The organism is Burkholderia sp. MBR-1 (assembly GCF_013822785.1).
GTDB lineage: Bacteria > Pseudomonadota > Gammaproteobacteria > Burkholderiales > Burkholderiaceae > Burkholderia > Burkholderia vietnamiensis.
This window is the reverse complement of sequence record NZ_CP053613.1, coordinates 60,127-86,451: the sequence shown is the minus strand read 5'-3', so window position 1 is coordinate 86,451 and position 26,325 is coordinate 60,127. Positions and strand designations below refer to the sequence as shown.

28 protein-coding genes are annotated in these 26,325 nt (G+C 61.1%); 21 read left to right on the top strand and 7 right to left on the bottom strand.

The features are described 5' to 3' along the window. Nucleotides 1-4 precede the first annotated feature (4 nt). The 11 genes from MBR110_RS31860 (at nt 5) to MBR110_RS31810 (ending at nt 12,243) form a co-directional block, all read left to right on the top strand. Entirely contained in the window at nt 5-268 is a 264-nt protein-coding gene (locus MBR110_RS31860; RefSeq protein ID WP_011875534.1) for a VirB3 family type IV secretion system protein, read from the top strand. Further along, the gene (locus MBR110_RS31855; protein ID WP_011875535.1) at nt 265-2,742 is read left to right on the top strand and encodes a VirB4 family type IV secretion system protein; all 2,478 of its coding nucleotides are present in this window, start codon (nt 265-267) and stop codon (nt 2,740-2,742) included. Before MBR110_RS31860 ends, MBR110_RS31855 begins: the two co-directional genes overlap by 4 nt. Continuing rightward, nucleotides 2,743-2,943: a hypothetical protein gene (locus MBR110_RS31850; protein ID WP_146125891.1), complete on the top strand. Its 201-nt coding sequence runs from the start codon at nt 2,743-2,745 to the stop codon at nt 2,941-2,943. A 31-nt stretch (nt 2,944-2,974) separates the two neighbouring features. After that, a complete protein-coding gene (locus MBR110_RS31845) occupies nt 2,975-3,718 on the top strand; it encodes a DUF4141 domain-containing protein (RefSeq protein WP_011875536.1) in 744 nt (247 codons plus the stop codon). Then, nucleotides 3,715-4,725, top strand: a complete 1,011-nt coding sequence (locus tag MBR110_RS31840; protein ID WP_011875537.1) for a type IV secretion system protein — start codon at nt 3,715-3,717, stop codon at nt 4,723-4,725. The genes MBR110_RS31845 and MBR110_RS31840 overlap by 4 nt, the downstream gene beginning before the upstream one ends. After that, a complete protein-coding gene (locus MBR110_RS31835; RefSeq protein ID WP_011875538.1) occupies nt 4,725-6,050 on the top strand; it encodes a TraI domain-containing protein in 1,326 nt (441 codons plus the stop codon). Before MBR110_RS31840 ends, MBR110_RS31835 begins: the two co-directional genes overlap by 1 nt. Further along, a complete protein-coding gene (traD, locus tag MBR110_RS31830; RefSeq protein WP_011875539.1) occupies nt 6,047-7,915 on the top strand; it encodes a conjugative transfer system coupling protein TraD in 1,869 nt (622 codons plus the stop codon). Before MBR110_RS31835 ends, traD begins: the two co-directional genes overlap by 4 nt. Before the next feature lie 10 nt (nt 7,916-7,925). Further along, nucleotides 7,926-8,441 carry a hypothetical protein gene (locus tag MBR110_RS31825; RefSeq protein ID WP_011875540.1) on the top strand — a complete coding sequence of 172 codons (516 nt, stop codon included), beginning with the start codon at nt 7,926-7,928 and terminating at the stop codon, nt 8,439-8,441. 209 nt (nt 8,442-8,650) lie between these two features. Continuing rightward, nucleotides 8,651-9,256 carry a DUF4400 domain-containing protein gene (locus MBR110_RS31820; RefSeq protein WP_011875541.1) on the top strand — a complete coding sequence of 202 codons (606 nt, stop codon included), beginning with the start codon at nt 8,651-8,653 and terminating at the stop codon, nt 9,254-9,256. Nucleotides 9,257-9,610: 354 nt separating this feature from the next. After that, a complete protein-coding gene (locus MBR110_RS31815) occupies nt 9,611-10,504 on the top strand; it encodes a hypothetical protein (RefSeq protein WP_011875542.1) in 894 nt (297 codons plus the stop codon). Between the two features lie 17 nt (nt 10,505-10,521). Continuing rightward, nucleotides 10,522-12,243 carry an ATP-dependent helicase gene (locus MBR110_RS31810; protein WP_011875543.1) on the top strand — a complete coding sequence of 574 codons (1,722 nt, stop codon included), beginning with the start codon at nt 10,522-10,524 and terminating at the stop codon, nt 12,241-12,243. A gap of 355 nt (nt 12,244-12,598) precedes the next feature. Here MBR110_RS31810 and MBR110_RS31805 read toward each other — a convergent pair whose 3' ends face one another. Both MBR110_RS31805 and MBR110_RS31800 read right to left on the bottom strand, forming a co-directional pair. After that, on the bottom strand, nt 12,599-13,006 hold the full coding sequence (locus MBR110_RS31805; protein ID WP_011875544.1) for a bactofilin family protein: 408 nt from the start codon (nt 13,004-13,006) through the stop codon (nt 12,599-12,601). Nucleotides 13,007-13,949: 943 nt separating this feature from the next. Beyond that, entirely contained in the window at nt 13,950-14,558 is a 609-nt protein-coding gene (locus tag MBR110_RS31800) for a hypothetical protein (RefSeq protein ID WP_011875546.1), read from the bottom strand. A 619-nt stretch (nt 14,559-15,177) separates the two neighbouring features. On the opposite strand from MBR110_RS31800, the gene MBR110_RS31795 reads away from it, so the two are divergent. The 10 genes from MBR110_RS31795 (at nt 15,178) to MBR110_RS32475 (ending at nt 23,159) form a co-directional block, all read left to right on the top strand. Further along, the gene (locus MBR110_RS31795; RefSeq protein ID WP_043292977.1) at nt 15,178-15,444 is read left to right on the top strand and encodes a DUF7696 family protein; all 267 of its coding nucleotides are present in this window, start codon (nt 15,178-15,180) and stop codon (nt 15,442-15,444) included. Next, nucleotides 15,441-16,715 (top strand): recombination directionality factor, encoded by a 1,275-nt coding sequence (locus tag MBR110_RS31790; protein WP_011875548.1) that lies wholly within the window; start codon nt 15,441-15,443, stop codon nt 16,713-16,715. Before MBR110_RS31795 ends, MBR110_RS31790 begins: the two co-directional genes overlap by 4 nt. A 167-nt stretch (nt 16,716-16,882) precedes the next feature. Further along, nucleotides 16,883-17,368 (top strand): NADAR family protein, encoded by a 486-nt coding sequence (locus tag MBR110_RS31785; protein WP_011875549.1) that lies wholly within the window; start codon nt 16,883-16,885, stop codon nt 17,366-17,368. Nucleotides 17,369-17,448: 80 nt separating this feature from the next. Continuing rightward, on the top strand, nt 17,449-18,804 hold the full coding sequence (locus MBR110_RS31780; RefSeq protein ID WP_011875550.1) for a metallophosphoesterase family protein: 1,356 nt from the start codon (nt 17,449-17,451) through the stop codon (nt 18,802-18,804). 199 nt (nt 18,805-19,003) lie between these two features. Further along, the gene (locus MBR110_RS31775; protein WP_011875551.1) at nt 19,004-19,525 is read left to right on the top strand and encodes a hypothetical protein; all 522 of its coding nucleotides are present in this window, start codon (nt 19,004-19,006) and stop codon (nt 19,523-19,525) included. Next, nucleotides 19,513-21,834 carry an AAA family ATPase gene (locus MBR110_RS31770; protein WP_011875552.1) on the top strand — a complete coding sequence of 774 codons (2,322 nt, stop codon included), beginning with the start codon at nt 19,513-19,515 and terminating at the stop codon, nt 21,832-21,834. Before MBR110_RS31775 ends, MBR110_RS31770 begins: the two co-directional genes overlap by 13 nt. A 79-nt stretch (nt 21,835-21,913) precedes the next feature. Next, on the top strand, nt 21,914-22,090 hold the full coding sequence (locus tag MBR110_RS31765) for a hypothetical protein (RefSeq protein ID WP_175857600.1): 177 nt from the start codon (nt 21,914-21,916) through the stop codon (nt 22,088-22,090). A gap of 22 nt (nt 22,091-22,112) precedes the next feature. Next, nucleotides 22,113-22,310, top strand: a complete 198-nt coding sequence (locus MBR110_RS31760) for a hypothetical protein (RefSeq protein ID WP_043292951.1) — start codon at nt 22,113-22,115, stop codon at nt 22,308-22,310. A gap of 68 nt (nt 22,311-22,378) precedes the next feature. Next, the gene (locus MBR110_RS31755) at nt 22,379-22,939 is read left to right on the top strand and encodes a phospholipase D family nuclease (RefSeq protein WP_011875553.1); all 561 of its coding nucleotides are present in this window, start codon (nt 22,379-22,381) and stop codon (nt 22,937-22,939) included. Nucleotides 22,940-23,027: 88 nt separating this feature from the next. Further along, complete coding sequence (locus MBR110_RS32475) at nt 23,028-23,159, top strand: hypothetical protein (protein WP_258179639.1); 132 nt, start codon at nt 23,028-23,030, stop codon at nt 23,157-23,159. A gap of 419 nt (nt 23,160-23,578) precedes the next feature. Here MBR110_RS32475 and MBR110_RS31750 read toward each other — a convergent pair whose 3' ends face one another. The 5 genes from MBR110_RS31750 to MBR110_RS31730 form a co-directional block, all read right to left on the bottom strand. Next, a complete protein-coding gene (locus MBR110_RS31750) occupies nt 23,579-23,899 on the bottom strand; it encodes a hypothetical protein (protein WP_011875554.1) in 321 nt (106 codons plus the stop codon). Between the two features lie 2 nt (nt 23,900-23,901). Continuing rightward, complete coding sequence (locus MBR110_RS32685; RefSeq protein ID WP_175857599.1) at nt 23,902-24,144, bottom strand: hemagglutinin repeat-containing protein; 243 nt, start codon at nt 24,142-24,144, stop codon at nt 23,902-23,904. 292 nt (nt 24,145-24,436) lie between these two features. Further along, nucleotides 24,437-24,601 carry a hypothetical protein gene (locus MBR110_RS31740; RefSeq protein ID WP_155625993.1) on the bottom strand — a complete coding sequence of 55 codons (165 nt, stop codon included), beginning with the start codon at nt 24,599-24,601 and terminating at the stop codon, nt 24,437-24,439. A gap of 197 nt (nt 24,602-24,798) precedes the next feature. Further along, complete coding sequence (locus tag MBR110_RS31735; protein ID WP_011875558.1) at nt 24,799-25,284, bottom strand: hypothetical protein; 486 nt, start codon at nt 25,282-25,284, stop codon at nt 24,799-24,801. A 70-nt stretch (nt 25,285-25,354) separates the two neighbouring features. Next, the gene (locus MBR110_RS31730) at nt 25,355-26,284 is read right to left on the bottom strand and encodes a tyrosine-type recombinase/integrase (protein ID WP_011875559.1); all 930 of its coding nucleotides are present in this window, start codon (nt 26,282-26,284) and stop codon (nt 25,355-25,357) included. Between the last annotated feature and the right edge of the window lie 41 nt (nt 26,285-26,325).

The following is a 26,325-nucleotide window of genomic DNA, read 5'->3' as shown; positions in this document are numbered from 1 at the left end:
CCAGATGGGCGGCGCAGATCGCGGCCTCGCGATTGCCAACGGGACGCTGACGACGCTGCTGTGCTACAGCAGCATGTCGCTGGTCTATCTTGTCATCGGCATCGTGGTGCACTGGGTGCTGCGCTGGCTGTCTTCGAGCGATCCGTGGTGGAAGGAAGTACTGGTCGTCTACAACCGGTATCCGGATGTGCACGAGCCACTGCACACCGCCGATTTCGCTGCCCGGTTTCGGCGGCCGTATGGATTTGATCAGGAACTCCCACTGTGAGTGCGAACCCGAAACGTCGAGCGATTCAGGAAATCGCGCCGTGGGCCACGATGGTGACCCCCGAAGTCATTCTGGACAAGGATGGGTCGCTGCTAACGCTGTACACATTCGAAGGCGTGGACGCGGATAGCCCCAATTCCGACGAAATCTCGGCGGCGCGCGACAACCTCGATCACGCCTGCAAGAATTTCGATCACCGGATTACGGCATGGTGGCGCATGTCGCATCGACGTGTCAGGGGCGAGATCGGCGGCCAGTTCGCGTCGGAGATGGATGAGCGCGTCGACGCGATCAACCAACGGAGCGTAGGAAGCGGAAAGTTCTTCCGCAACACGCACTCGCTCGCGCTCGCGTATACGCCCGAGACAGGGATCAACAAGCTGTTCGAGAAGATCGCCTATCACATCACGGTGGGGGGCAAGTCGGTCCCGATCGCGTTGCTCGAGACGATCAAGGATATGGTGTTCTCGCGGAGCGCATTTGTGTTCGACATGGAGCGCATCACGTCGGATATCAAGCGCTTCGAAGGGATCCTAGACGCGTTCAAGGGTGGCGTCGCCCGCCTCAAAATGAAGCGGCTCCAGCTTCAGCACGCACTTGCATTCCTTCATCAGGCTGCGAATCCGTCGGTTCCCCCTCGTCGCGTGCGCTACCCCGTGACGATGCTCGATACGCACCTGACGGAAACCTTCGTGACATACGGCGCTGAGCACATCATGTTCGAATCCGCCTATGGGACACGTTACGCGAAGATTATCTCGGTGAAAGAGTGGATGGGGTTCCAGGAGGCTGCACTCGACGTCCTCGCCGACGTCGACGCCGAGTTTGACGTATGCGTCATGTTTCGATTCCTCTCGACAAGCAAGGCGCAGGCGTACATCGAGAAGATGCGCAAGTTCTACAAGGTTGCCGCGTTCAGTCCGGTCAAGATCCTGAAGGGCTTCTTCTCGAAGGACGAGAAGAAGGAGAGCATGGAGAACGAGAGAGGGCGCGAGATCCTGGCCGAAGAGGCAGAGAACGCGCTTGCTCGGCTGATTGCGGACGGGCAGCAGTACGGCTTCGTGAACATCTCGGTAGTGGTGTATGGGGACACAAGCGACGAGTGCGACGACCACGCACGCGAGATCGTCGGCCGCATTGGCAATGCTGGTTTCGGAGTGTTGATTGAAAAGCGCAATCTGCCGGCGGCGTGGGCCTCGACTCTGCCTGGGCGATGGGATCAGCAGAAGCGATTGCAGTTCGTTGAGACCCCCGTTGTCTCAGACATCGCGCCGGTGCGCGGCGTTGCGGAGGGCAGCGACGTCAACCAATGGCTCACCCAGCAGCTCGGGCGAAAGGTCGGCCCACTCACGCTGCTCCCGACCCGTCACCGGACGTTGCAGCGCATCACGTTGCACGACCCGAGTGGGAAATCGCACACGCTGATCGTCGGGCCGATCGGCGCCGGCAAAACGATCTTTCTCAATTTTCTCGTTTCGCAAACGGGCCGCTTCGCGCCGCGGCGGATCAAGTTCGACAAGAATCGTTCGACGCGCATTCCGACCATGTTCGCTGACGGTAAGTTCGTCGATGCAACGGGCAAGTTCGCGGCCGCGACGCAGGTCAATCCACTCTCGATGTTGGTGGACCCGCGGCACTACACCTACGTGTCGGGCTGGGTTCAGATGGCAATCGAAGGCGACGGCGAGGATTTCCGCTGCACCCCGCAACAAGAGCGGACGATCTACGAACGCGTTGTCACGCTTGCACAGGGCTATGGCCCGGAGTTCTGGACGCTGTCGTTTTTGACGACTCTATTGCCCGTAGAGCTGCGCGATCGCCTTCAGATCTGGACGAAAGGCGAGAAGAACGGTCGGTTCTTCGATCACGTCGAAGACGCGTTCTCCCTATCCGACGACCTGGCGATCGAGATGGGCGAGCTATTCGAAAGCTATCCGGTGGCCGCCGCGCTGTTCATGGACTACGCGTTCTACCGCATCTCGCAATGGCTGGACGGAAAGCGCGTCACGATCATTGAGGTCGAGGAGTGCGGCTTCTTCTTCCGGTATCCGCGCTTCTACGCGCGCCTGGAGATGTGGGCCGTCACGATTCGCGGGCTGAATGGGACGCTCGTTATGGCGACTCAATCGCTGAGCCAGCTCGAGCGCGTGCCGAACTTCGAGATCTTGAAGGAGAACATCCAGAACTTCTTCTTCCTGCCGAACCGCGACGCGCGCAACAACAAGCGTCTCTATCGAGATGTATTTGGCCTGACCGACGACCAGATCGACATGATCAGCGATGGCATCCCGAACCGAGACTACTTATGGGTCACGCCCGACCATTCGCGAATGCTTCAGGCGAAGTTTCCCAAGGAGGCACTCGCGATCTTGCGTGCAGACGGTGCTGCGCAGCGCACGCTTGACAAGCATCTTGCGAGCGGCTCGCCGACCTGGCGTGAGGACTATCTGAAAGAAATTGCAACCGTCGACTGAATGAATACCATGATGCGCAATTTGCCCCCTGCCAAGCAGGCGCTGTACCGCGACACGTTCGCGCTCACATCCGACGAAATCAAGAAGGTCGCCATCGGTACGCCCGCTCGCGTGTGGCTACGAGCGTTGCCAGATGGCGCGCAACGGCTTCCTGGGCGACATCCGCAGGATGCACACACTGCGCTATTGATTCGTTCGTGACCGCGCTAACAACTCATCGTAAGGAGGCCAAATGAAAAACATGCGGACTTTTCGCGCTGCTGTCGTCGCGGCGTCGATGTTTATGACGCAACATGCGTTCGCACAGTTAGTGGTGTTCGACCCGACGAACTTCGCACAGAACGTAATTACGGCAGCCAAGGCCGTCAAGGGCGAGATATATCAGAACACAAACATCCTCTACCAGTATCAGATGATGATGAACGATCTGCTCCAGGCTCAGAATCTGAACCCGGCCGCCTGGAAAGCGGCGTATGACCAGATCACTGGGGACATCAAAAAGGTCAATGCGCTGGTGGGAACTCTGCAAGGGCTCTACGGGGACCTGAACAAGGGGGGCGAGTGGGTGACCCAGGTGCAGGGTTTGATCAGCCGGTCTGGAAAGTCGAACGCGCAGTGGTTCTCCGACATGAACACGTTGTTCCAACAGAACGACAAAGTCGCGCGGAACCTGTTCCAGATGGGCTCGAACATCATGCAGCACACAAGCGACCTCGCGGTTCGCCGGCAGCAACTGCAATCGCAGCTTTCGATGTCGCCGACTCAGCAGGCGACCGCTGAGATCACGACGCATTACCTCGACATCGTGACGAGCCAGAATGCGGACATCCTTCAGTTGAGCGCGGCGAAAGCCCAGAAGGATGCTCAGAAGGACGCGCAGCAGGCGGAGGATGACAAGGAGAAGGCTGCGGACGCTGAGAAGTTCATTTCCAAGCAACAGGCTGAGCGCGCCGCCTACGGGATCAATTCACAATGAGGCGCGGAATGATGCGTCAGTGGCTGCCGAGTGGCCTGCTTCTCATCGCGCTTGTGCTCCCGACAGTAGCCCGGGCTGCCCTGCAGGATACGCTAACCCAATTTGGAACAACCGGCTGGAGTTCAAGCTACGTGGTCGGCGAGGTCGCGAAGGGCGCGATGGCGGCAATCGAAGAGATCACGAAACTGATGACGGATCTGATCGATCTCGCAGTTACGGTCAGCAAGTCGCTTGAGAAAGATTCGGACAAGATGGCGGGAGGGCTTGCGACCATCACCATTATCGTGGCGTTTCTCCGTTTCGCAGCGACGAAGGATCCGGTTGCCGCTTGGGGCAGCGCCTTTGAAGACCTTGCCGTACTCGGCATCTTCGCGTCCGTCTATCTCGCCTACGGTACGTGGGCGCCCGGCTTCTACAAGTGGTTCAACGACTTGGCGGTCGCGGTCTCGGGGACCGACGCGCAATCTCTGCCAATGGCGATGGTGAAGTCGGCAGGGGCAATATTCGATGCGGTCAATGAAGCGCTGAAGGCCGAGCACTGGTGGAACTACGTCGCCCTGGTAATCAATCTGATTCCGCTTCTCGCCGCGTGGTTCATTCTGATGGTCGCATCGTTGGTGTTTCTGTTCTATGTCTCGCTCGGCACGATCCAGATGGCTGTTGCAATCGTGATGGGGAAAATTGCGTTCGCGCTCGGCATGTCGGAGTTTACGCGTGGTTGGTTCAAGAGCTGGCTCGATTTCACGATCGGCGCTGGCATGTACATGGTTGTTGCCGCGATTCTTCAGCGGCTGATGACCACCACGCTTGCGACGACATTCGGAAACACCATCTCGAAGGGGCTGACGACACCCTACGCTGGCTCTTTGACTCTCGATCTTTCGATCTTCGTTTTGATCCTCGCGTTCGAAATTCCGAAGTTTGCCTCGATGTTCGGTGGCGGCGCCAGCGCAAGCGGTGCGGCGTTCAAGAGCCTGACGAAACTGGCGACGAAGGGCATGGTTTGATGAGCGACGCGCGACTTTTTGCACCGGTCAACGCGGCCGAGCTTGTGAGCCGCAACGAGCGCCGTATCGAGCTGATCGCGCAATGCGCGAACGAGTCGTCGCGCGCGGAGTTTGATCGCAAGTGGATGGTGCTGATCCGGCGCTGTGCGGAGTGGTTCTCGTCCGTGCCGTTCGGCCCGGATCTGTACCGAGAGCCTTCCGGTGCATTCCGCTGGACGGTAGAAACGGCGTTCTATGCCATGCGGCTGGCAGGCGGGCTGAAGTTCGGCACGAACTTGACGTCGGAGCGCCGGCGGCGCATCGAGCCGCAGTACAACTTTGGTGTGTTTCTTGCGGCGATCTGTTCAGGATTAGACGAGCCGTACCGGCATTTCGACGTGGAACGAGCGACGGACTGCCAGGTTTGGAACCCGTCTGTCCACGGCGCGGTCGGGCCGTGGCTGGCGGGCACGAGCTATTGCGTGGCGCGGCGGGCGACCGCGCTGCCGGTGGAACGGATGCGCACCGGCATGTTGGCGCATGCGTTGGTCGGCACGGAGTTGCTGTCCGGCCTCGATGCTGAGGTGCAGGCGGAGATCTTCGGGGCGATCAATCCCACGCAGAGCCCGACGGGTGGTGTGGAGTCGCTAACACACAAGGTCGTGCGGCAGGCGGTCGCGACGGCTGCAGAGTTCGACCGGAAGGCGCAACGGGCGGTGTTTGAGCCTGTGACGTTTGCGGTCCCGTCGGCGATCCATGTGGCTGCCGAACTAGAACCGAAAGTCGAGTCGGCGCCGCCGGCGGCTGCACCGGCGCCTGCCCCGGCCGAGCACGTGACAGCGGATTCATCTGCGGCGGTCGCCGCTGCCGGAGGGGGTGCCCCGGCCGACCCGGAGATGCCGCTCGCCTCCGACTCGGAAGGCGCAAGGCCGCGTCCGGTACCGGCTCCGGTACTGCAGGGAGCACCGAAGGGGCCCGATGAACGTCAGATGGCGCTCGAGCTTCCGCCGGCGGCGGCAGTCAATCCTGCCGAGATTCGACGCGAGCCAGGTGCGGCCCCGGCCACGCCGGCAGGGGAGCGTTTTGACGAAATCCTGAAGGGCGCTCCGCGGATGATTTCCGACTTTTTTGCAGCGCTGCGGCAGGACGTCGCCGGCGGCAAGGCCAAGGTTCGGTGGGCTGAAAAGGGGCTCGTGGTGCCGAAGCGCACGATTGGCGGATACGGCGTCGCGAGCGACACGCTGATCGAGCATATGCGCAGGCGCAACCTGCTTCTTGCCAATGACCCTACCGAGGTGACGTTGGCGCCACGTATCGGTGAACTCATCCTGGAGCGTGGCGCATGAGGGGCTACATCAACCACTTTCGGCCGATCTACGAGGTACGCGCGACAATCGGTTGGCTGATTGCGCTCTTCGCACTGCCGCTCTCGGGCATGCCGTACGGCGGGGCCTTCGCGCTGTTCGCTCTCGCGTTGTTCGCGTTCCGCTCGGGGCAGGTCTGGCGCGCGCTCAAGTTTCGGATGGGGTTGTCGACGAAATGGCTGACAACGTTGGCCGTACCCACGTTGCTCGCGATCCAGAACCGTATGCGTGCTGAAGTGAACGCGATGTACCTCGGCACCGGGTTCGAATGGACGCAAAAGCACTGCCAGATGGCCCACGACATTCTGCGGATGCCGACCACCGAGATCCCTGGGCTGCCGAAGTGGTTGCCCAAGACGAAGGCCGGACGCGCGTTCGAGGAGATGATCGAGAACCTCTTTGCGCCGAAGGACAGTATTCGGGACCGGACGCCGCAAGGTGCATCGTGGATCCACGGCCTAGAGCCGGCGAAAGGCCACGTGCCGTTCCACTACAAGGCGATGGGCGGCCATACGGCGGTCGGCGGCACGACTGGCTCGGGCAAGACCCGGACCTACGAAGTCATCTCCACGCAGGTCATCCACTGCGGTGACGTGCTGATCGACATCGATCCGAAGAACGACAAGGAGTGGAAGGCCCGCGCCGAGCGCGAAGCCAAGCGTACCGGTCGAAAGTTCCTCTATTTCAATCAGGCGAAGCCGTCCGAGTCGATCCGACTCGAGCCGCTCGATAGCTGGTCCCAGCCATCCGAAATTCCGAGCCGCATTGCGCAGCTGATGGAGGAGGGACCATTCCGGGATTTCGCGTATCTGTTCATTAGCCGATCGGTCAACGGTGAACTGTACATCGGCGACAAGCCGAACCTGCGCTCGATCCTGAAGTACGCGCAGCTCGGCATTGACCCGCTGCTGGAGAAGGCGCTCAAGCGCTTCTTCATCGAAAGTGGACTAACCGACTGGGATGAGCTGGTAACGGCCGACACGGTCAAGATCGCGAACAAGCCGGGCTCCACGCGCGTCGACGCGATGATCTCGCTTTACCAGGCCCGGTTCGGCGCAAATGACCGGGGGCATGAAGCAATCGACGGCCTGATCGCGACGCACGTGCACGACCGCGAGCACTACATGCGAATCATCGCGTCGGCACTGCCGCTGCTGCAGATGCTCGCCACCGGGGAAACCGGCCTGATGCTCGCGCCGAAGGTCGACGACTTCGAGGACGAACGCGAGATCTGGACGATCGAGAAGGTGATTCGCCAGAAGGCTGTCCTTCACATTGGCCTCGACTCGCTGTCCAACAGCATTGTCGCGAAGGCCATCGCGTCGATGATCCTGGCCGACGTATCCGCGGTGTGCGGTTCGATCTACAACTTCTACGACTCGCCGCCAGAGGTCGTGCTGATCATCGACGAGATTGCGGAAGCGATCAACGAGCAGGTGATCCAAATCCTGAACAAGGGCCGTGGCGCGGGCTTCAAGGCGTTCGTGGCGTTCCAGACGCGTGCCGACCTCGAAGCCAAGCTGGGGAATGCGGCCAAAATGCTGCAGGTTTTGGGGAACCTGAACAATCAGATCATCTTACGCTTGGAAGATACCGACACGGCTGAGTGGTTCTCGAAGAAGGTGGGGGATACCGCGATTCGCAACCTGATCGTCTCGAGCAGTACGAGCAAGGCCAGCGAAGGCCACGTCGGCGAGTTCACCGGTTCGGTGACGCGGTCGCAGCAGCTGGAGGCAGTGCCGTTGATTCCGACGCGCCTGATACAGACCCTTCCGAACCTGCAGTACTTCATGCGGATATCGGGTGGCGCGGTGTACCAGGGACGTATTCCAATTCTTACAGGCTAAACAACCAAGCATGTCTGCCGTATTCAAAAAGATCATTCGCGAGCACAAACTTTCCGCCCACCTCACCCCGGTGTTCACCTTCGCGCCCGAGCTCGAGCTGGTGTGCACGCGTGTCGCAGAGTTCGTCGGTGAGCACTTTATCGGGAGGGCAGAGCCGCTCGTCAAGGAGATGTTCGTGGACGGCCTCGCTGCATTCAAGCGTGTGCGCAAGACAGGTGATCCGCATGTCGCGTTCATGCAAGGCCTGTTCGGGTCTGCACACATGCTGTATGCACGACGCTTCGTTGTGCGCGATGGCGACCGCTTCCATGTCTGGTCGCCGATGTTTGAGCCGGTAACGGTGTTTGAATCCAGGTTCAAGCTGGCTCCGGAAATGGTGGACGAGCGGTGTCCGGAGAACGTCAGCCAGAAGTCGGCCGCGTTCCAGCTGGCTGCTCGCGCGCTTACCGGCGAGACCTTCAGACTGTACTTTGAGGAATACGATGTCGCTCACACATTTTCTGATTCGGACGCTGACGCGGCTTGACGACAATACCGTGAGCCGAGTGATTTCGACCGCGGCAGCTCAAGATGAGCCGACAGCCCCGCCCCCGGCAGAATTTCGTCAGGGGAGGAGCGCGATGGCGTACGCGTTGGCGATCTTCATTAGTCGGCGCCCCGTCCGTTTTTACGTAGGGCTGTCGGGCTTGATTGCGTTGCCGATCTACCTGGTCGGCACGCTTGTTGGGGACTTCTATGGCTGGTAGCCGGTTCGTCGGGCACATCAAAATGTGGTTCTTCTTCGTGCCCCTGCTGTCGGTTGTACTTATGCCTGTCGCTCCCGATACGTCCTTGTTCGAGATCCCCGATGACGAGGCCGCTTCCGTGGCGAAAAGCCTCGGGGAGGCTAGGACTGCGGACGCCATTGAAGCTACGAACCGAACGTTCAAGCACTATTTCATCGAGTCCGGTCTCGTGGCGGCGTCGTTGGATTCGACTGGCGGATCGCAGATTGAGGACGGCGGCGTGGCAGGCTTCGCTAGCCGGTGGGTCCACAACTTTTGGCGTCTCGTATACCGGATGGTGTATCGGCTCACGGTGATGAAGCACTGGCTGTTGGGTGTGCTGGTGTTCGGTATCGCAATGTTCATCGACGGGACGGTGCGCCGCAAAGTCAGAGCCGCCGCCGCCGGATATGTCAGCCCGCTGTCATTCCATCTGGCGGGTCACGGAATATTGTTGGTGTTCGGCGTGACCTTCACGGTGCTGATCGCACCGGTTCCTCTTCTCGCGCCATATTGGCTCGCGATCGCAGCGTGCCTGGGCGCGCTTCTCTGGAAGGCGGCATCCTCGTATCAATGACGGCGTAAAGCTACGGTTTTTCGTCGAGCTTTCTGCTTTTTGGCCCGCAACCGGTTGAATGCTGCATCGGCCTCTGAACCGAGAAAGGCTATTGAACAAGACGACGTTTTCGCCTGTTCGGTGCGACTGGCGGGCTCACAATGAATCATGGTCTACGGTCCTCCGAAAGCTCGACTCCCCGGAGAGCTTTCATTGTTGCCCCCTCTCCCCGGAGGGGGCTTTTTTTGTTCGGCGCTGGCTACGCGCTGCGAAAGCCGCGCGAAATCGTTCACGTTTTGGGGCTCGTATCGCGGCACAGGCCCGCAAAAATAGACCCAAGCCGCACGTGCGGTTAGTCAACTAGAAAGGATCCACATGAGCACGATCAACGACGAAGCGCACGTCGGCACCGATACCGCGGACGTGGCGGTCGACCACGCTGCTGCATCCGAACTGCCAGGCAGCGATGTGCCGGCCGCGACCGGCGGCCCGGCCGTGAACGATGGCCGGCAGACGACGGATGGCGCAGACGACGGAGATGTCGAGCGGGAACTCGACGAGATGGAGCGATCCGCCGGCATTCTCCAGCGAGAAGGGCTGATCAGCGCAGAGGAAGCGGTCACCAAGCTGGAAGAAGTCGCGCGCACCCGGACGCTGTTCCGGGATCTGCCGCCTGAGCAGCGTGCGCGGATCGTCCAGCGCCGTCGCGAGATTGGCCGCGAACTTATGAACAAGCAGCTGTCTGGCGCTGCCGTCGTGGCCGCTCGTGTCACGATGAAGCATACGCGGTTGAAGCCGCTTTTCGAGCAATGGTGGCCGTATCTGAACCGGATGACGATCAACATGCAGCGCTTCGGCCGTGCGACCTACGGCGCGAGCGAGCAGGGGATAGTCAGCACTTGGTTTGAGAAGCAGCTGGAGCAGCTTGAAGGGTACGTGAACGAACAGCTCGACGTTGCGAAGGGCTTTCGGGAAAAGACCGAAACCGAGATGCGCGCGCGTGGCGAGACGGTATTCGAGCCCACCGTGACGAAGCCCTCGCTCGACATCGAGGTGGAAGCGTACTCGCGGTTCTCGATGCGCCTGCTTACTGTGATCCTGAAATTCGACGAGGTGATGGATCACTTCGACTTCCTCGTTTGGAACGGCATTCGTGACCAGTCCGACGTCGACGACGAGACTGCGCGCTTCCTGCGCAAGTTCCATCCGGTCGGCCTGCGAGGCTACACGACTCACCTGAAGCTGATGAACACCGTTCGCGGTAACTGATCTGGAAGCTAGGTGCCATGCTCGACGAGTTGAATCCGCAACAGCGCGAGGTGGCACTTCTGCGCCGCCACTGCCTCGCGATCGCGTGCCCGGGCGCGGGCAAGACGAAGATGAGTGCCGCGAAGGCAGCTTGGCGGCTGCAGGACCCAACCGCGATGGTGGGTGCCGTGACCTTTAGCAAGGACGCGGCCGTTGAGTTGCGCGAGCGCATCCTTGCGCTGGCGCCGCCAGATGCCAAGCGGCGCCTATTTGCCGGCACCTTCCACTCGCTCGCATACAAACAGCTTCACCGACCAGGTCGCGGCCGGCCGGACATAGCTTCGGACGGGGATCGTCTGGGAATGCTCGGACGGGTGCTCGCGGAGTTGGGATACGACTGGAAGGTCGAGGAGGCTGTACCGATCATCGAGCGGATCAAGATGAACTTCGGCCGGGCCGATGAGGGTTCGGCCGAGGCCACGCTTTATGCCGCCTACCAGGACGCGCTGGAACGCAATGGCAAGATCGACTTCCAGGATATGTTGCGCCTCGCCGTCGAGCAGATGCAGAGAGGGGACATTACACCTTATCGGTTTACCGACCTGCTCGTCGACGAGTTTCAGGATACGGACCCCTTGCAGTTTCGTTGGGTCGAGCTACACGCGCGCGCTGGCACACATGTCACGGTGGTTGGTGACGACGACCAGAGCATCTACGGATTCCGGGCGGCTCTGGGTTTTGGGGGAATGGAGAGATTCGCGAGCACGTTTGAGGCGCAGCGCGTGGTGCTCGGGAGCAACTATCGCTGCCGGGCGGAGATTTTGGCGGCCGCTGATCTGGTGATACAGAACAACATCGACCGTATGCCGAAAGTCCTCCATGCGGCGCGCGGCGCCGGCGGCGCCGTCGCGGCGCGTCGATTCGACGACGAGTATGGGGACGCGGTAGCTGCGCTTGAGGTCCTTCACCCCAAACTGGCTGCCGGCGCGAGCTGTGCGATTCTCGCGCGTACCAACCGGATCCTTGATCCGATCGAATCGGTGTGTCGATCACACGGGGTGCCCTACTACCGGGCGTCGGGCGGGTCCGTGCTCAACAAGCCGCAGGCCGCGCTGATGTGCAATCTGCTGCAGGTTGTCGAAGGCCACAAGCAGAACGGTATCGACGCCGTCTTGGGGTACATGGGCATGAGTTCCTACGACCTCGGCGCCTTGCACAAACGCATGGGCACGGCTTTCGTCCAGTTGCAAAAGCAGGAGCTGGTCGGCCTCGGATTGCGAGAGGACACAGCGACAGCGTACCGGGCCTTCATGAAGCGTCTCGGAGAGTGGCAGGCGTTGTGCCAGCGATCGTTCCATTCGCTCGCGCTCGAAGGCGTCTACGAGTGGATGATGACGTATGCCAAGGGCGACGTTGCGATCCGGGCGATTCAGTGCATCTACGACGTGGTGAGCCGCCTCAACGGCTCCTTTACTGAGCGAATTGAGTTTTTGAAGCGGGACAACAACAAGCCGGGCGACGGCGTCCTGGTGTTGACGACGATGCACAGCTCGAAGGGACTGGAGTACGACCACGTCTGGATCAGCCGATCGGAGGAGGGCGTGGTGCCGGACGACAAGAGCCCGGAGTCGGAAGAGCGACGCCTCTTCTACGTCGCGATGACGCGCGCCCGCGACAGCCTGACCATTTCATCGATCAAGAAGAACCCAGTTTCGCGCTTTGTGATCGAGTCGAGAATCGAACAGACATCGGCTGCATGACGCGGTCGTTGATGCTTAGGTGAAGGCGCCGGCCATGGGCACTGTGACACCGTGTCTCGCAGTCTACCGTGGTGCGACCAAGAGAAAGCCGAGACGGCGACAATTATTCAGAAATCGGCCGCGTGAAGCGGCCAAATTGGGGCAGTTTGCGCACTGTAGATCGTTGACATTCGCCAAAGCGATGGTCCGCGACTGAATTTGCCGTACGGCTACTTCGAATCCCGTTCGACCGTCAACGTCAATGCGTAGTGCCCATCAGGGAAGGAAGCGGTAATCGCACCCTGTTCGGGAAGGTCAACTGATAAGTTGGTGAGAGGCAGCCCGCCAGTAACGCGCCGAAGCTGGCGGAGGGCCTTCACTGAGCTGCACCCTGCGATTCAAGGCGTTCGGGTGCAGTCTCTCGTTCAGCGCGCGCGTTCTCGATCACGAGTTCGCGGGACACGCGACGGAGTTGCCCATTGAGTGCAGCTTGCTGGCCAAGCCGGATCGTGCCGCAATAGAACACGTTTCCGAGCACACGGCCGTTGATTTCGAGCATGTCGCGAGCGTGGACGTCGCCCTCCACGAGTCCATCGATCCGGACGATTTCGCCCTGTACCTTGCCCTTGACGATACCGCCGGCCCCGACGTGCAGCAGGCCCTCGGTGGAAATGATGTCGCCATTCGCGAGGGCGAATACGCTCAGGCCGTGGTCGAGGATCATGTTGCCTTCGACGACCAGGCCGGGCATGAGGACCGTCACGTTGTTCGGTTTCGCTTTCATGGTGTGCCTCATTCAGAAGAGTGGAACGTCGCCGGTCTTGGCGGGTGTCGAAGATTTCGAGGAGTGCTCGGTCTTCGTGGCTTCGTTACGCGGTGTCGATGCTGTCGCCTCGGTGGTAGCCGGCTCCTGGCGCGGCCGAGCGGGTGCACGATGGACCCTGCGCGGGGCGGGTTTCGGCTGCTCAGACGGCTGCGCCGTTGGCGGCGCCTCGACGGGTGCTGAGGTCGCCGCGGGCGGTGTCGGCGGGGGCGTTTGAACGGTTGTGACCTGTCGCTGGCTTGCGGCCGGATTCGAGGCCGCGCGCGCGGCTCGGATCGACGACGTGGCGGCCTTTTCCAAATCGGCCACGGGCGCAGCGGCACTAGCCGATGGCGCCGATCCATCAGCGTCTCCGGTCCGCAGCGCTCGCACGTCGACGCGGGGCTGGTCGGCCGGCATGCCGGCGGTCGGCTCGGTAAAGTCCGCACTGGTGAGCGGCCGTTGGGAGTCGCGCGTTGTCGAGGCCGCTGAGGGCGCCGGCGGAGTGGCCGGAGTTTGTGTGGTCGACCGCTCAACGTGTACTACCGCCTGCGGCGGATGGGGCGCGTGCCAGAGCTTCGCCGCGCTGACGCCCGTGAGTCCCGCCCCCGCTACGACAGCAAGGACGATCGCGGCCGGCCGGCCGAGTTTTCTCCCGGTAGAAGAAAGTCGAGCGGTAACGCGCTCGCGCGTCGATTCCTGTCGGTCAGGAGCAGGGAGCGCCAGGACGTGGCTGTTGATGTCGATGACGACCGGTTGCGACGAGTATTGGGCATGTAGCGCCTGGATCTCTCGAATGTCCAAGATTTCCTCCGTGGATGATCGGCATACCGCGACAGTGTCAGAAGGCGCGGCAGGCTCAAGACGAGCTTATTCACCGGATTCCAATGTCAAGCCGGTGGGGCGTGCTGCAGGTGCTGTCGCGTCAGTCGCGCGCAGTGCCGTCGGCGTCGAATCGGTCGTTGTCCGGGATGCACACGGTTCGCACGTGCAGGATCCGGCCTTCGGCGTTCTTGAGGATGTTGGCTCGGTCCTGGGGCGTGATCTTTTCCGCGAGCTGGGCCTCCATCGACGCCACGAACAGGCGGTCGTACTGGGTAAGGCACCTGACGAGCAGGCCGGCCAGCGGCCGCGTCACCTTCAATTCGATCTGTTCGTACGGGAAAGTGAGCGCGCGCGCGTTGTGCCGTTCGACCCACGCGGTGGCTTTCCGCATCCAGTCGGCGGTTTCCCGCAGGGCGGTCTGGACGGCCAGTACCTTGCCGCCGCGCGCAACGGCGATCTTTGCCGCGCAGAAGTTGTAGTCGCTCCGGATGAACGTGCGTGCGAAGACAGAGCTGTAGTGCAGGATCGTGACCGCGTCGGAATCCGGCACGATCTTGTCGATACGGCTGTCGCTCGTCAGGCGCTGGATTGGCTTCAATCCGGTAGACGTGGCGAGGCGCACCGGCGACTCGTCGGTGGGCGGGGTATTTTGCGTGGGCGTGTCAGGTTGCCCGCGCCCTTCGTGCGGTGGTTCGAGAACGGCAGACATGATTTTTTCGGGTGGTCTCTCTCATCGATGATTCTGAGCGAGGCACACGATGTGCGACCCGGCAAAAGCGAGCCTGCTTTCGTGAGCTTTTCGGGGATTGCGGGCGGAGATATTCGCGATACTGACTCTACTTCTCGCGTCCCTGACGCATCGACCTTGACTTCGCTGGCCGAAGTCCATCTTTTGTACAAGCCGTGCCTATCGGCATGCTCCGACTGGTTGGCAACCAGTGTGGAATTCATTTCTGATGAGCGCCTCGCCCGTGCTCCCCATTTCAGTCATAAAACTCGTTGCTGGCCGCATTCATTTGCGCCGCGACGTCGTTCGACCCCGGACATCGGGTGTCTCTCTCCAGGCCTCTGTCTGGGTAGAACGACTGTAGTCGACTGAGCCGTGAACCTGCGTCGGAATGGCACTTCCGAAAATGGGCTGTAGCGCAGCGTGACCATGCTGTGCGAGGACGACCTAACGTCCTCTCTATGAGCCGACCGGCTCCCTGAGCACCACGTCCCCGGAAGGGACGTGGTGCTTGGGTCATTTAACCGAATCCACGAAGCGCGCTCCTCTGCCGAGGAACGCGCTTTTTTTTCGTCTTTTTTTTTCTGTCCCGGAGGTGCGTGTGCTTCCCAATCGTCTCAATTCCCGGATTGCCGACGTGATCAGTCAAACGATCGCCGAGGAAAGGTCGACCACCGACACGACGACACCCGCCTGGCGGGAGCGTTGCGAAGTGGCCCAGGTCGCGATGTTCACCGACTCCGACCGCCGGATTTTTCTGTCCAGTATCGCCAACCGCCGCGGAGAGGCGGCCGCCAACGCGCTCGAGCAATCGGCGGACGCGTTGCGCACCCAGGCGATCTTCCAACTTGCGAGGAAACCTTCATGAATGCAGTTGTCAGTTTGATCGGCGGCCCCGTACGGAGCGTCGTCGAAGAGCGGGCGATGCGCCCGCCCGTGATCGGGAAGATCCGACCCGGCATCAAGGTCCTGACCTCGGCCGCTCGGGGCAATCCGGATGCGGTCGCGCTGTACGAAGAGATGGTGGCCGCCGGCGACTCGTTCGAGACGATCGGCAAAGCGATCGAATCCCGTTGTCGGCTCAAGCATGCGCTGGCGCCGCGCAACACCGATTACTTCACGTGCCGCCGCTCCGACTTCAACAATCCGGACGTCGCCGACGAGATTCTCCGGCTCTACGGTGAGAATCGAGGGCAGGGCATCCGGCTCTACCGCTTCCCCGTGCTATTCGCCTTCAACGACTGGATGCAAAACATCCCGAATGAGATGGCAGCGTGGGGCTCGAGCGGTCGGAAGTACTTCTCGCAGTACGGACCCGATGGTCTGCGCTACTGCAAGACGTATGCAAAGGTCGAGCGCGATCCGCGGGCACAGCGTGCGGCTCGCCATTTCGGCGGCCGCGACGTGATTTTCCGGCAGGATGATGCGATTCCCGATGGCATCTGCAACCCTGAGCAATGCCCGCAGTACCAAAGCCGGCAATGCAACCTCGGTGCCCAGTTCATCTTCGCCATTCCCGATATCAAGGGACTGGGTTTGATTGAACTCCCGACGAACTCGATCTACGTTCTGCAGAAAGCATACGCGGCGATGAAGACGGTCCAGCTGGCTCGCGGCAAGCTGACCGGCACGAAGTTCTGGATCTCGAAGCGGGAATTCGACATCACGCGGATCAACGAGGCGGGCGACGCGGTGCGTCAGATGCAGATGCTGACCGTGCTCGATGCGGATATCGACATCGGAGCACTGCTCGACGGTGCCGAGGACGCCACGGCACCGATCGAAGGCGCCGGGCGGCCCACACTGCCCGACTCTGGCAGCACGGTGATTCACCTTCACCCGTCGGAGGGAGAAAGTCCCGCCATGCGCGCTGATCAGGCTGTAGCCGCCGACGGCCCCCCCGAATCGATGGACGAAAAGCGCCATCGCATGCAGGACCTGCTGCAGCGCCTTCGCTTCGTTGAGGAAGACCAGCGCAAGGCCTTTCGCATCTACGGCCACTTCCGATTCGGACGCGGCTGGGTGGAGCGCCCCACCGACGTCGACAAGATGATCGCGAGGCTGACGACGGCACTGGAGGACCCGACTTCACTTCAAAGTGAAATCGGAGCCGCGGTCGAGTCGTACCACGGCACGTAAATGACACCCCTTTCGCCGGCCCTTTGGGGCCGGTGTCCTTTTCTACAGCGCGATCCGGAGAGCCCTTCAGCAAAGCAATTTGCTCAAGTGCTTTCGACCGCGTGTCCCACGCATCGAAATCGTCCGCGCAAGCGGCATCTTTTTGACCCATCCCTCTGGAGGATCCCATGCGCCGTATCGGCAACATCACGGCGTTTTTCGGCGCCGCCGACGTGTTCAGTAATTGGCACCCGTGCAGTTTCACGTTCCACGACGTCACCTTCAACTGTGGCGAACAATTCATGATGTACGCGAAGGCCATGCTGTTCGATGACCACGCAACGGCGGAAGCAATCCTGTCGTCGACATCGCCACGCGAGCAGAAGCGGCTTGGCCGTTCGGTACGTGGTTTCTACGAGGCTCGTTGGATTACGGCGCGCGAGAAGATCATGTTCGTCGGCTGTCGTGAGAAGTTCCGACAGAACGAAGCGCTCGCGATCGCGCTGCGCGCGACGGGGACGTCGGTCCTGGTAGAGGCGAGCCCGTATGACCGGATCTGGGGCGTCGGGCTCGGCGAACAGGATCCTCGCATCGCTGATCCGTCCGCTTGGCTGGGGTTGAACCTGCTCGGCAAGGCGCTCATGCACGTGCGGGACGCGCTTTCTCGGTCGTAACTTTCCTTCTTGCGCCGGATGCCGGCGCAGACCTATCTCTGGCTGCCTGCGGGTGGCCTTTTCTTTTTCTGGAGGCGTTGATGAAGATCGCGCATTTTTCTGACTTGCATTACGCGCATGAACACCTCGATGAGGCTGACCGGTGCTTCTCGCATGCGGTAGCTGATGCGATAGCGCGCGAGGCCCAGGTGGCGGTGATCAGCGGTGATTCGACCGACCATCGGCTCGACGCCCATGCGCCGGCGCTGAACTCACTCGCGACTCAGGTGCACCGACTTGCGCAAGCGATGCCGGTGCTGATGCTGCAGGGCACGTTCTCGCACGAGCCGCCCGGGACTCTCGACAACTTCGCGCTGATGGGCGCGCGGTATCCGGTGGCCATTGCGGACCGCGTCTGTCAGGTTGCTCTCTACAATGGAAACTTCTGGTTCTCGCGTGGGCCGGTCTTCGACGAGGACGAAGTGCAACACCATCTGTGCAGCGAGCCCGAAGCGGTCTTTACCTGTCTTCCGACGATGAACAAAGCAGAGCTGGCGCTGCGCGTCGGGTCGCTGGCGGCGTCGACAGATTTCGCGGATACCCTCGTGGGGTTCCTCGCTGCAGCCGGCCGGATCAATGCAGCATTTCGAACGGTAGGCGTCCCGACGATCGGAGTGTCGCACGGCACGGTGAACGGTTGTCAGACGGAACACGGTGTCACGATGGCAGGATTCGACCACGAATTCAGCCTGAGTGCGCTGTTTGGTGCGGAGTGCTCGGCGTTCATGCTGGGTCACATCCACAAGTACCAGACGTGGGAGCGTGAGGGGCGCCTCGTGGGGTATCCGGGCTCGATCGGGCGTTTCCACTACGGCGAGCTCGGCAACAAAGGCTACCTCTCGTGGGAAGTCTCGGCGACCGATGCCCATGCGGTGCTGGTTCCGACTCCATCTCGTGAAATGGTCTCTGTTGCTTTTGACGGGCCGCCTGATACGAACGAGCTGGAAGCACTCGCGGCCGCATCCGCGGGGAAGTTCGTGCGTATCCGCTGGCAGATCGACGAAGAGCATAAGCAGCTGGTCGACCGCAAGGCGATCGAAGAGATGTTCTCGACGGCCGCCGGCGTGAAGCTCGAGCCGCGCGTGCTTCCTGTCATGCGTAGCCGGGCAGAAGGGATCAGCACGGCACCGACGGTCGACGCGAAGTTAACCCGATGGTCTGAGCTGGCGGACGTCGATGCTGTCCCGCTGGTTGATCGGCTGCAGCTGCTCGAGGCCGGCGAACCCGACGCGATCGCGCAAGCGATCCTAGCGCGTTTAGCCAGTGCTGATGAGCCCGCTGGAGGTCAGTTCGGCACGCCCATCGTCGAGCCGGCTTTGTCGCTGGCCACGATGGCGGCTATCTCGCCGGCCGCTGACGAACCATCCTGGCTCAGCGACGATCTGTTTGCGGCGTAGCTTTGCCCATGGACGGTTTGCATTCCGTCACTTTCGAACACTAGCCGTGTTCCGATAGCCCGTGTGGCTATCGAAACAAGGTTCACCCCGCGCCCGTTGGCGCATCGAACGCAGCATCCGCTGCATCCATTTTCTTTCTACCCTGACGGGGCGTGTTCCCCGTCAGGGGCGCACTCCGTCTTCATTCCGGAGTGTGCTCATGTTTGGTCTATATCCTGCCGGCGTCCGTTGGGCGCAATTCTATACCGCGTCCACCGACGCAAAGGCGCTGCAGAAGTGCCTCGTCGACCACGGTGGGTGCACTGCAGCTCTCTTTCATCAACCGTTCGGTGCTCAGCGCGGCGCCGTCATCGCGCAACGCGATGGCCTGTTCGTCCTGACCCATGTGATCGACGCCGACCAGGCTGAAATCGTGGTCACGCCGGGCGTCGAGTTGCAGAACCTGATCTGGTCGTTCGACTCGGGCTACTCGGGTCAGTGGTCGGGGCGCGAGCTGCAGATCCTTACGGGTTGTCCCGATTGGGACGCGGTGCTCAAGCAGACGTCGGACGCATTCCGTCGCCTCTGCGGGACGGTGCAGGCCGCTGTTGATGGCACGTTGGGCAAGCCGGCTTCCCGGCCCGAGCCGACGCTGACGATCGACGACGATGATGTGCCGTTCCTGCCTGACGACTATCTGCAGCCCATCACGCTTGCGGAGATCCAGTCATGCGACCACTGAAACTGTTGCTCGAAGGGTTCCATGGCGTGCGGGACGGGATGAAACGCGACAGCGTCGAACTCGACCTGGAGTCACTGCCCAACGGACTGATCGCGTTGACGGGGCCGAACGGCGCTGGCAAGACGACGATCATGGACAACCTCCATCCGTACCGGATCATGCCGTCGCGCGCGTCGAAGCTCTCGGTCGATGCGTTCTCGTACTGGGATCACATCTGCGGGGTGCAGGCGCGCAAGGAGTTCGAATGGGAGCACGATGGCTTGCGCTATCGCTCGACCTTCGCATTCCGCAAGCCTGGCAAGACCGGCAAGGCGGACTACTTCCTGTTCTATCGCTCGACCGATGGCGAGTGGCGGCCAGTATCGCTGCCGGATGGCACCGTGTCGGATGGCAAGGGTGAAACCTACGATCGATGTGTTGACGCGATCTGCGGTTCGCTCGAGTCGTTCTTCACGAGCGTGTTTTCGGCGCAGAACCGCCGGCCGCTCGCGTCGTACGGAGCGAGCGAGATCAAGGCGTTGCTTGCGGAGCTGTTGAAGATCGATCACCTCCGTGCGTTGTCGACGAAGGCTGCGGAGGTCGCGAAGGTGCTGGCCCGGCAACTCGGTGTGGTGCAGCAAGACCTCACCGCATTTTCTGGAAAGCGTGAGCGGGTCGATCAGACGCGCAATGCGATCGCGATGGACGTTTCGGAGATCGCAAAAGCGCGCGAGCAGCGTACGGCAGCCCAGGCAGAGATCGCAACACTGACGCAACAGCACGCCGTGCTGGTTGCCAAGCAAGGCGAGAACGGAGGGGCGGCGGCGCGACTCGGGGAACTGGGCGCGCGTCGCAACGAGCTGCGGACTTCGCTTGATGTCTTGGAGAGTGACGGGCAGGCGGAGCAGCAACGGTTGCTGCAGCGCGCGACGGCGATTCGTAACACGATCGCCGGCCATGCAGCGGTTGTTCGGCAACGCGAATCCATTCTTGGCGCCGCAGCGGATCGCGACGATGCACAGCTTCGGCTCAGCAAGGCCGAAGCACTGATCGAACCCTTGCAGCGCGCGATCGACGAGCTCGACGCGAAGCGACTGCGGGCAGCAACGGTCGGATCGACGCTTTCCAGCCTGCAATCGGAGGGCACGACCAAGGCCGACCTGATCAAGACCCTGACCGAGCAATCGGCTGTCATCGGCTCGGTGCCGTGTGCGGGGATGGACATTCACATGACGTGCCCGTTGCTCGCGCAAGCGAGGAGCGCGGCACAGCAGGTTGACGTCCACACCATCTCGTTGGATGACCTTCGGACCCGGTACCGCGGCCATAAGGCGGAACTGGATCAACTGGCGCCGGCTGTCGAGGCGTTGTCTGTGACGCGCGCCGAACTGCAACGCGTCAATGCGGAAATCTCGGCGGCCCGGCAGGCACTGCAACGCGCAACCGAACTTGCAGCCCGAAAGCCGCTGCTCGATGCAGCCGAAACCGGGATTCAACAGGGCCAGGCGGAACTTGCCTCGCTCGATGTTGAGCGAGGCGAGGTGTCGAAACGCCGGGAGGCCGAGACGGCGAGGCTCAACGGCTTGTTGCGGGAAGTCGAGGCGGAGGTGTCGCGCGTGGCTGCGGTCGATGTGGCGCAAGCGATTGCGGATGTTGATCGCCAGTTGGCGACTCGACGCGAGACCTGCACGGGGCTGGATGCCAGGATCGAAGCATTGATCAGGAGTCAGGCTACGGGAGAAACGACGCTGGTGACGCTCGAGCGCGAGCTTGAGGGCTTCTCAGCGACGCAGGCACTCGCAGAGCGCATCTCGGACGAGATCGCGAAGTGGAAGCTGTTGGCGAAAGGGCTGGGCAATGACGGCGTGATCGCGCTGACGATCGACGACGCGGGTCCGGCGCTGACGCAGACGGTGAACGACCTGCTGCTTGCGTGCTACGGCACGCGGTTCACGGTCGAGATCCAGACGCAGCGCACGTTGGCCAATGGTGAGACGCGCGAGGGATTTGAAATCCTCGTGCACGACGCCGAGAGCGACAGCAGCAAAGCGGTCGGCGTGATGTCCGGTGGTCAGAAGGTGTGGATCAACGAATGCCTGACACGCGGCGTCGCCCTGTATATCGCGGCTAACGCGGGACAACCGTACGAGACGCTCTTTAGCGACGAGTCGGACGGTCCGCTTGATCCCGATCGCAAGGTGCAGTTCATGCGTATGAAGCGCGAGGTGCTGCGTCAGGGCGGGTATGCGCGAGAGTTTTTCATCTCGCAAACGCCCGACCTGATTGCGGAGGCCGATGCGGTCATCGACGTGGCCGCACTCGCGAGGTAGTGCAGCACACATTTTTAACCCTGGTGGGGACCGCTCCCCACAGGGGCGTTCCTCGCCTTTTTTCTTTTCGAGGAACGCAATGAAACTGAAGTCCAACTCTGTTGCTCTGCATCGAAGCCTGACGGTTTCGGTTCGCCCGAAACCCATCCGCATGGGTACGGAGCACGTCTACGAGCTGAACGGCTCGCGGCTGCGCGACGTGCTGGTGAATGGTCGCTGGGTGACGGTGGCGACAACGGCTGTCTCTGCATCCTGAATCGTCGAAGGAGGGATGCTCGATGAACGGGATGACGAACCTGGTGATGTTGCTGATCGCGTTGCACGGCGGTGCGCGGCCGTCGCCATCGGTGTACCGCTACGCGGCCGCTTCAGTGGCTGCTGTGGGCAGGCGGCCGCTGATGAGAACAGACGCCGTCATCTGCAAGGATGGGCTAGTCCACACCTTTCCTGCTGGGCAGCGTAAGCCCTGCATCTAAACCCCTGGCCTTTGGCCCCGCTCTCGGAAGAGATCGGGGCTTTTCCGTATCCACTATTTGAGGCTCTGATGAAGAAGCAAATTTCTTGGGCAGTACTCGCAGCATCGCTGTGCTGTTGTATTGCGATCGCGTTTGCCGGGCGGGCGCAAGCGGAAACTCTGCCGATGGTCGAAGTAGCGTTTTCGCCGGACGGCGGAGCAGAAAGTCTTGTGCTTCGCACCATCGGAGAGGCGCGTAAGTCGATTCGCGTACTGGCTTACTCGTTCACCGCTCCGGCAGTGACGCGTGCGCTCATCGCCGCGAAGCGCCGCGGAATTGACGTCGCGGTGACCGTCGACGCACGCAGCAACTTCGACCACGACCGGAGCGGCCGTGCTCGTGCGGCACTTGGGGCTCTAGCTTACGCCGGGATTCCGGTTCGAGTCGTGAATGTCTTCCCGGCACAGCACTCGAAATTCATCGTTGTCGACGGGGGGACTGTCGAGACTGGCAGCTACAACTATTCGCAGCAGGCGCGGTACAACGCGGAAAACGTCATTGTATTGCGCGGTGATACTGGCGTTGCCGACGCGTACCAGAAAAACTGGGAGGCGTTGTCGGCGCGCGGCCAGCTGTATCGCGCGCCCTGATTTTTTCACTTCTCAACCCACACGAGATCAACTCTCGTGTGGGGCCGTTCCCTGCGCTACCGGAGCAGTACTCGTTGCCTGAGTTCTGGTGAAGATGGAGTCGGCAGTCGACGCGCTCGTCGCGCTCGTCGCGCGCATTCCACAGGGATTCACACTTTCAAACGTGCTGAGCGGCGGCAACGCCGTGCTGTTCGACGCATTACCCGGTGTAGTGGACTAGCTATTCGCGGGCGAACGGGAAGTGATCCATCGGGAAGGCGGACGCATTTCGAACCTTTACCATGTGGGGCAACAAGGGTGGAACGGCGAGCCAAAATCATTCGATGTGGAAGCATGTCGAATTGGCCGGTACGGTCAGATACGCTTCGACCTTCGACCTTCGACCTTCGACCTTCGACCTTCGACCTTCGACCTTCGACCTTCGGCAGTCGTAGCGGAACGACACGGGTCGCATCACGCTGGTGCGCGTCTCGCCGCGTCGCTATTGTGCCTGACGTTCCTGGTCTGCATTCGCACGCGCGGTGGCGGCGTGGTCGGCATGGGCCGACACTGCACCGGACGTCGACGCAGCGATCGGAAGCGGCGGCGGCCGCTTCAGTGTCTTCATTTCTACGCATCCCTGATATGAGCCCTCGACTTCTAGTCATATTTCAGGTCCAGTGAAAATCTTCTTTTCTCAACATCAATAATGATGGTAAACAGTTTCCATTTTGGTTGATTTCGTGACAGGAAAAATCGTCGATGTTCGAGCAGCAATTCCAATAGCTTCCCATTAAGACTAGCACTGCCCAAAAACCATGAAGACTCGCCGTTTTCCGCGACGGCATCAAACTCAAATTTCGCCTGATCTTCGTCGTCCGCGAGTTGCGCGCGCATTATGATCGAGCGCGATCTAACAGGAGCAGCATCATAAAGCAACTGGCCAATCTGCCTGCATACATCAACGTCTCTGCTATCCATTGCTACCTTCCCGGACGAATTCTTAAAATACTAATGTGCTGGTTGATCATCTCCAACTGCGTACGTGATGTTAGCCCCTTCAGGCCGTCGGACGCCGGACGCAGCCGTCCATTGAGATTCATATCGGCACCTAACTCGATCGCCAGCGTATCGCCGGCGGTCACGTGCGTATTCGACCATGTGGTCGAATTGCCATTGGCGTGACCTTTGGTTGCATGCCATGCTAGCAGTGAATGCGATGCCATTTGGCTCGCGGAAACCGATCGACACGCCGAAGCGAGGACTTGCATCCTGTGTTGGTTGAATACAGGCTGCCCGTGCTATCCGCACCCTGCAGGTTCAGCCTGCCGCCATTGCAAGGTTCAGACCGGCCGCCACTAAACCCGTCGCGTCGATGTCACCGTTCGCATTGACGGTGTAGTTCTGATTCACGCCTGTTGATCCGTTTTCACGGGCCTCCTGATGGGAAGGTGATCTTGCATCGGACCCGGCACTCGCGTGTCGGGTCTTTTCACCTTGCTAGTTGCGATCTAGGGCTTAGAAAACGCCGATGTAGGCCAGAACGATAGCGCCGATCCGACTCGCGCATGCCAGAGCCACTGCCGTACGATCACGCGCGGTACGTGACGGAGCAGCGGGTGAGCGGGCAATAAAAGCAACCGCGTCGGTCGCCGCGATTGCCAAAGCCAGTACTGATTTCATGCTGGTTTTCCTAAATTCAAGGATATGAAGGCATGGATATGCCTCCCCCCTCAATACGGCACTTCCTCGAGATGTTTCACCCCCTCTCGCGAATTTGCTTGATGGGCGTTCGCCAGGGGGGCGATGTTGGTGTTCCGTGGACAGTCGATGTGGCGACACATATCCGCGATCCCATTTCGGTCTGTTTATGGGGCGTCTTACGAAGCGCCGATATCAGCGCTGTTCAGCAATGACGCAAGATCAGGCGCTGTCAGTGTCGGCGTGTCATGCGCCGTCTGAATTCGCGCGCGGCCGATCGTGAGGTTGCGAGAGTCGATTGAGATGCGCTCGATGTGGCGGCCGCGCGCAGCCTTCTCGGGGATTCGCCGGTATGGGTGGCCGCGATGGATGTAGTCCTCGAGGTCCGGCTCGGCGGAAACAACGTGGTGGATGTTGTTCTCGCTCAGTGCGACGCAGAGCATGGCGAAGGGAATCCCGTCCAACTCTCGATCCGCGATTCGATTTAGGATCCCGTCGCGTGTCTGGTGGTCGGAGATCAGGATGCCGCGCTGTCCCCGGTGGTTGTCGAGCTGCAGGACGACTTGTTTCGGATCGGCCGAGATGAGAAAGAACCTGTACCTACAGGCTGCCACGTCTCCGTGCGCGAAGTAGATAAGATCGGTGTACCGCGATTTGCAGTCCATATGAATGACCCGATAGTAAGGAAGCCGGCAACATTGCCGGCTTCTTCAGGCTATCGGCGCGGTCAAGAAGTCAAGTCGCGTCCGCGGCTTGCGGTGAAGGGGCCAAGGTCGCTCGAATCCTGATCACGGTCCGCTGGCTCGTTAAGCCCAACGCGCGCATGACGTCGTCATTGCTCTGACCGGCAAGCAGCAGGCGCCGGGCGTAGGTGTTGCGTAGGGTGCGCGGGCTCATGTCGGGCACGCGAATGGCGACCGCAGCCAGCTCGTCCCGAACGATCCGGCCGAGCATCTCGTCCGTCATCGGGCCGCCGGCGCGGGGTGACGGGAACAGGAGTGGGTTGCCGGTGGTCCCGGAGAGGTTTCGCCAGCTCACCAGCGCCCGCGCCGCAAATTCGTCGATGTTGATCCGACGTTCTTCGCGCGGTCCGCGCTTTGGTATCCGGAGGTGAGGCCGAGCCGGAGATAGGTCGAGATCAGCGGCGGCCGTGTGCCGGATTTCCTGTGCGGTGATGCCAGTCGACAGCAAGAGGCCGACGATCGCTCGGTTGCGCAACGCGCGATCGTCGAGTCCATCGATGGACCTGATCGAAGCCTGCAGTCGGTGGTCGTCGTCTTCGACGAGGTAGATCGGAACCGGTTCGTCGTCCGGCCACGTCTGCGACAACGTATAGACCGCCGCGGGATTCGTTTTCCGCACACCAACGTCGACCAAGTGTCGGCCGAGCCGATCAAGGAGCTTCTGGTACCGCAGACGTGTGGTGGTGCCAGGTTTGCACCGACGATCGAGATCGGCGAAGAACGACTCGAGGTGGTCGGGCCCGAAGGTGGCCAGCGACCGCCGGGCAGCGATCAGGTGGCGCATGAAGCGCTCGAACATGGCCTCATGCTGGACGATCGACCGAGGAGAGAACGCGCGCCGATCGGCGCCTGCCGCCTCGGTGCGTTGCCACTGCCGGTACGCATCGGTCGGTGCCGACAGCCAAAGAGTCGGATCGTCCATTTGATCTTATATACTGGATATTGGATACCGCAAGCATAACG